The organism is Motilimonas cestriensis, from assembly GCF_021295315.1.
Classification (GTDB): Bacteria; Pseudomonadota; Gammaproteobacteria; order Enterobacterales; family CBDFNC01; genus Motilimonas; species Motilimonas cestriensis.
In genome coordinates, this window is record NZ_JAIMJA010000051.1 from 1 (window position 1) to 4,103 (window position 4,103).

A 4,103-nucleotide genomic window follows, 5' to 3' on the forward strand; every position below is an offset into this window, starting at 1 on the left:
AATTTTCCAGTTTTAAACGAACCGACAGTAGATGCTCTAGTCGCAAATCAGTAAATAAGATTTGGCAATTGTTGTGGTGGCTTGGTCTAAAATAGCCTATTTATTTTGGTGGGTGTCCCAGCTTTCAGATAATCTTCATCCCAGCAGAAAAAGACGAAACAATTGAGTCAAAACAAGAACTCAGCTATGGTTTGGTGGATCATAAAAATATATTTTAAAACGAGTAATTCTACGGGCTCGTTAGGCAAATATCGAACCAAAGCTGAGGGATTACAATGAATACAGAGGAAATGATTGCTGCGTGTGAAGAGAGGCTTAGGTTGGCTCAACTAAAAAGCGATATTGATGAGCTATCTATCCTCATTGATGAGAAGTTAATATTTTTGGCTCTAGACGGTAGCGTCGTTGGAAAAGCGGATGATTTGAATCTTCATAGGTCTCCCGATTTTCGGATTGCCAAAATGGAAGTCATCGATAGAAGAATCAACATTTTTGACGGTACTGCTGTTGTGAACACATTGATGGATGCGTCTGCACACTTCGGCGATAAGAAACAGAATGAGAAAATTCGCTATATCCGTGTGTGGCACAAATTTTCGTCTGACTGGCGTATAATTTCAGGCAGTATGCGGGCGGAATCTGCATGAAACGAAACTTGCCTAACACATATGAGCCTCCCGTTTGTCAAGAGGTACGCTGATCCCTTCGACTGTTTTTTAATCGAATTTAAAGCCAATCAGCAAAGGCGTTTACTTCGCTTTGTCATGCTGTTGTTAGGATATCGCCTACAACAAACACATATTGAGGCTCTCTTAGTGCGGTCTCACCGCTGCCTGTTGTTTTTCATCCATGAAAATAACAGGGGCACTAGACAGTTATCGGTTAACCTCGTGCTGGCACTATTCAAGTCAAAGGTGCTCAAGGCACAGTTAGTTTCAGGCTCAGCCAAGGTGTAAGCGATTTTGCTGATTGTTTTATGCGCGCCAATAAGGTGTCTAATCAAGGCGAAATCGCTTTAAGCATTGGCATAGTGTTCATCGTTACATTAGAAGTCAGGCTTCAATTATCATGATGTCCACGAGATGCTCGCCGTTATCGAGTTAGGTCTTCAGCTCACCTTATTGCGCGACTTAAGCGTCAGTTATTTAAGAATCGTTGTTCATCAAATACCGTTTTATTTTTTAACATGAAGTAGACGCACCGGCCGAGTTTATGGGCAAGTGCTGAAAGCGCTTTACCTTTACTCATCCGTTTTTGTAATCGATTTAGGTAGGCACGTGCTTTGTCATTGCCAAGCAGGTAGAGCACTGCCGCTTCTGAAAATGCCCACTTCAGATGGCCGTTACCAATTTTGTTGCCCTGAGTGCCATAGGTTTTACCGGCAGATTCCGCTTTGCACTTGATGAGTCGTGAGTAGGAGGCAAACTTTTGCACCGATTCAAATCGTTCAATATCGCCGATTTCAAAAAGGATAGTGAGCGCCAATATTTTACCAATGCCAGGGACAGTTCGAAGGATACTCAGGTAAGCGGGCTGCATGGCTTTGGCTTGCTGCTCGATGAACCATTCGACCTGAGCCAGCTCTTTGGCGTAGAAGTCGAGCAAAGCCATGTCCATGTCGATATTGCGCTGAACGATTGGATCATCAAATTGTTGCCGTAGTTGTTGCCTTGCACTGATGTTTTTGAGATTTAATTCGGTGGCAGGGAGATTGTACTGGCTGTTGGTGTTTGCGACATGGGCTTTGAGCATGGCGCCGTGACGAACAATTTTAGTGCGACGTCGTAATAAGTCCCGAGCAGCACGCATGGCTTTCGGATAGGTATAAGCCAGCGGGAAATTGCCACCTCTTAATAAGCAGGCAATTTTAAAGGAGTCGATTTTATCATTTTTGGCTTTGCCCCCGTGAATGGCTTTCATGTAGAGGGCATGGCCTAGGACGAAATCAATGCCTTTCTCGTGGCACCAATCAGAGACCCAATACCAACAATGCATGCATTCAACGCCAACAACGATGTTGCCAATGTAAGACTCAAGTAAGGTCAGTAAAGCCTCCTTATCGGCAGTTATTTTTTGATGGAGGACAATTTCGCCTTGTAAATCAATGATGCAAACATAAAGAATACGGGCATGTAAATCGATACCACAGTAATATGGATGTGCGTTATTATAAAAGTTCATTGAGCTTTCTCCTGTTCGGTTTAGACACCTTAAGCATACCTCGGTTAGAGGTTTGCGGGAGGGGGCTCAATGACTATCAAGCGGCTGCACCGGACAAATTTCCGCTGTCACCTTTTGTGCAAAAATGCGCACAAAAGCCGCCATCAAAAATTTGCTCGGTGAGCCGGGCGTTAGCTGGCCTTAAGAATTCATCGCGAAGGAGAACAAATGCCAACAATAAAATTTACTGGCCCAGCACTTGTAGCCAGTGTTGAAGAAAATGATGATGGATCTCTTGACCTGATAAGTGACAAGACAACTTTGGAATCCTTAAATGGATTAAGCTACCAAGATGAAGAGTTTTCTGACTATCTCTATGATAGAGAGGAAACAGAGGGCTTCGCTGAGTATGTTTCCGGGGGCATTTTATCATTTACTTATGACTCTTCTTCTGGCGCATTGATTGGCTCAATTGAATATCAGCTGTCTAGGCATCTCTCTGCAGATGAAGTTGAAGCGTTAGAAGAATATACAATTGAGCAATTAACTGACGGTATCGGCTCCAATTTTTCTCAAGAAAGAGCTCTGAGTGGCGAAGTCACTCCATTTATCAATCATGAAGAATTGTCTTGTCATCAAGCCAGCTAACAAGTCAATCAACCTCGCGCCTTCGGCGCCGGACGCAGCAAAGCTGCGCCGGTTATTGAGGCGTTAGAGTCACATATGAATCCTAGGGCTTGTGCGCTGATATTTAATGAATCAGAAGAAATACTACTCATGCGTCGTGTGAAGAATGGGTGTGAGTATTGGGTTTTTCCTGGCGGAAGTGTTGAACTGGGAGAGTCTACGAAAGAAGCCGTTATTCGGGAAATTAAGGAAGAGACGAGTTTAATTGCAGAAGACGTAAATCTAGTGTTCGAGCAGTTAAATGACGGGCGAAAAGAAAGTTATTTTTCGATAGGCTCTGTTACAGGCAAAGTAAAGCTTGGTGACGGTCCCGAAAGATTCAAACAATCCGAAAATAACACATACGAACCTCAATGGATCGGTGTAAAAGAGTTACAGGCTATTAATTTGCAGCCTGAAACGGCGGCAAGTAAATTACAGGGATTACTCGAACAGGGTGGACTCTAACAAATACGGGTTGCGGATTCGTGACCTCACCGCAACCGAATAACGTTAGCATTAAAAGGAGATCATTTGACAATTCCAGCAGAAAAAATATTGGAGCTATGCGATTCTTGGTGTGAAGCTGTACAGTTGCCTGAAGGGGGGATAGGTATAGGTGGAGAATCAGAGCAGTATCGTTTGTTAAGGAATGGCGTTCAATTCCATGAATTAGACTATGACGGATTAAAAGCTACGATCACTGGCTTATCAAAAGTTCTCCTTTTGCCTGGATTAAATACAGTTGTAGATCAAGACCATTTTGGTTTGTGGTCATGGTGTGCAGAGATAATTTTGTCCCGAGAGTCGGGGGCTTTCGAAGATAATGAATATGAATTACGGAAATTATTTGAAACATGCGTAAGAGCTTCATTGGCACACTGTAAAAAGCCAGCACCTTCGCGTGAAGAATGGGATCAACAAGTTCAACGTGATCAGTTAATTCCTCATAATGCTAAGTTCTTTATTCAAGAATCTGGTTTAGCTTTGGCTTATCTGGTATTTCCGCTATTAGAAGGTATTTGTAAGAAACTATGCTTCGAGTTCATATCTATGGATGGGCGGGTAGTTCGTTGTTTTTCTGTTCCAACTAGAAATGGTGGCACCAAAGACTATGATCCTAATGGACGCTGGAATCAAAAGCAGTGTTTGACGTGGTTTAATTGATACGACTAACCCAGTTAAGACATAATTGATTTAACTGGAGATTGAAATGACAACACGTAAAACCTATTCAAAAGAATTCAAACTTGATGCCATTGCACTGGTACGAGAGC

Annotated in this window: 5 protein-coding genes; 4 read left to right on the top strand and 1 reads right to left on the bottom strand. The window is 42.8% G+C overall.

The annotated features are described in order from the left end of the window. The first annotated feature begins 275 nt into the window (after nt 1-275). Entirely contained in the window at nt 276-647 is a 372-nt protein-coding gene (locus tag K6Y31_RS21770; RefSeq protein WP_233055138.1) for a nuclear transport factor 2 family protein, read from the top strand. A 490-nt stretch (nt 648-1,137) separates the two neighbouring features. On the opposite strand, the gene K6Y31_RS21775 is transcribed toward K6Y31_RS21770, so the two are convergent. Next, nucleotides 1,138-2,181, bottom strand: coding sequence for an IS110 family RNA-guided transposase (locus tag K6Y31_RS21775; RefSeq protein ID WP_233055139.1), 1,044 nt, complete (start codon nt 2,179-2,181; stop codon nt 1,138-1,140). 207 nt (nt 2,182-2,388) lie between these two features. Here K6Y31_RS21775 and K6Y31_RS21780 point away from each other — a divergent pair, with 207 nt between their 5' ends. The 3 genes from K6Y31_RS21780 (at nt 2,389) to K6Y31_RS21790 (ending at nt 3,993) form a co-directional block, all read left to right on the top strand. Then, nucleotides 2,389-2,808: a hypothetical protein gene (locus K6Y31_RS21780; protein ID WP_233055140.1), complete on the top strand. Its 420-nt coding sequence runs from the start codon at nt 2,389-2,391 to the stop codon at nt 2,806-2,808. 75 nt (nt 2,809-2,883) lie between these two features. Continuing rightward, entirely contained in the window at nt 2,884-3,294 is a 411-nt protein-coding gene (locus tag K6Y31_RS21785; RefSeq protein WP_233055141.1) for an NUDIX domain-containing protein, read from the top strand. Between the two features lie 66 nt (nt 3,295-3,360). Beyond that, nucleotides 3,361-3,993, top strand: a complete 633-nt coding sequence (locus tag K6Y31_RS21790; RefSeq protein WP_233055142.1) for a hypothetical protein — start codon at nt 3,361-3,363, stop codon at nt 3,991-3,993. Nucleotides 3,994-4,103: the final 110 nt, after the last annotated feature.